Source organism: Marinobacter gelidimuriae (assembly GCF_000372805.1).
Taxonomy (GTDB): domain Bacteria; phylum Pseudomonadota; class Gammaproteobacteria; order Pseudomonadales; family Oleiphilaceae; genus Marinobacter; species Marinobacter gelidimuriae.
In genome coordinates, this window is the sequence record NZ_KB889858.1 from 1 (window position 1) to 1,328 (window position 1,328).

Sequence of the window (1,328 nt, forward strand, 5' to 3'; positions counted from 1 at the left end):
TAGTTATCGTCTAATCACAACATGGTTTTCGACGGTGATCTTCCTACAGGGGACTTACACCCCATTAGTTCATGCCCATGCTGGGCGTACACAAGCTGCTGCACTCGGAAAAATTACTCGCGCTGCTCCTAATTTTCCGGTGAGCAGGGCGTTAGGCATTCTTCGAGTAGTCGTGCCATTAGGTGATTAATGAATAATAAAATTCAAAGTGTGGGTATTGGTTTAACGGCTGACATATTATCGGCAGCAGACTTTGGAGCAACTAATTTAGTTGCTAGTTTGGGAAACAGTTTACTTACTAATCTGTTTCGTGAACGAGCTGAAAAAGCTAGGGAAATTGCTTTAAATGAAATGGCTAAATGTGAACGTTCAGAATTTGACCTTGCCAGTGCAGACCAATTTGTTGCCATTGTTTACCGTTATCAACGAGCTGCTCTTGAAGGTGCAGCATATTTAAATCTTTCCATTTTAGCTAAAATCATGAAAGGTCAAACTACTGAAGGATCAGTTTATGCTTCTGAGTTTGGTGAATTTGCTGAAGTAGTAACTTCACTGAAAACAAAAGAGATAGTTTACCTCGGCACATTAATCAGAATGCACAAAGAGAAAAAATTGGTTAAAAAAGGAAGTAGTGACGAGTATTATGAACTTGATCAATCTGTTCGTATTACAATGATTAAAGTTTTAGTAGGAACGGTTCATTTCTCAGAAATTAGGGACTTGATTTCTTGCGAATCTAGTTTACAAAGAACTGCTTTAATATATCCATCATCAGTTTTAGTGAGTGGTTCCACTATATTTTCGCCAACTTCAGAATTAGAGAGGCTTGCTAGCTTAGTAGAATTTGAAGAGGTACTTGGTGAAATAAATGCCTAATCGGATAGCCGGGGGTCTTTCTCCCCCAGCTTCCACAACACCCTGCATGCGGATCCGCACAGGGCGTTTCCCAAAGATGTTTAAAGCAAACTGACCAATTAGCGCCAGTTTACCTCAATGCTGGTTACTGCTTTTGCGCCACTATCCCTAAGCCCGGTCGGGTATGAAATAAATGAGCTGCACAGGCTCCTCATTGATCTTCAGGTTCAGGCCTTCACCGTGTCCCAACCATTACGATGGGCGTTTGGCTACTATGCCGTCTGCTGACTTCTGCTTAATCACCACACCAGTTACCCAGCACAGCGCTATCGGTTTGTATCTTATTCGCTCTCTTTGGGCGATACACTCCAAAGAGCCGTAAGCGCCCTTAAACCGACCCACTTGCCCTCAGTCGAACTGCGGCACTTTTTTTGAGACCCGCTCTAGTTTGACGTTCCATGGCAGCAGTGCTT

Annotated in this window: 2 protein-coding genes; both read left to right on the forward strand. The window is 42.9% G+C overall.

Annotated features, from left to right (window positions below; translation table 11 throughout):
- Positions 1-190: hypothetical protein (locus A3OI_RS23340; protein WP_218185811.1), on the forward strand; the 190-nt coding region annotated here is incomplete at its 5' end.
- Entirely contained in the window at positions 190-876 is a 687-nt protein-coding gene (locus A3OI_RS22570; protein ID WP_155903012.1) for a hypothetical protein, read from the forward strand. The genes A3OI_RS23340 and A3OI_RS22570, both read left to right, overlap by 1 nt.
- The last annotated feature ends 452 nt before the right edge of the window (positions 877-1,328 follow it).

What these genes read in the sequence shown, in the direction of transcription:
- A3OI_RS22570 (WP_155903012.1), top strand. Translation starts at nt 190, where the DNA reads ATGAATAATAAAATTCAAAGTGTGGGTATTGGTTTAACGGCTGACATA.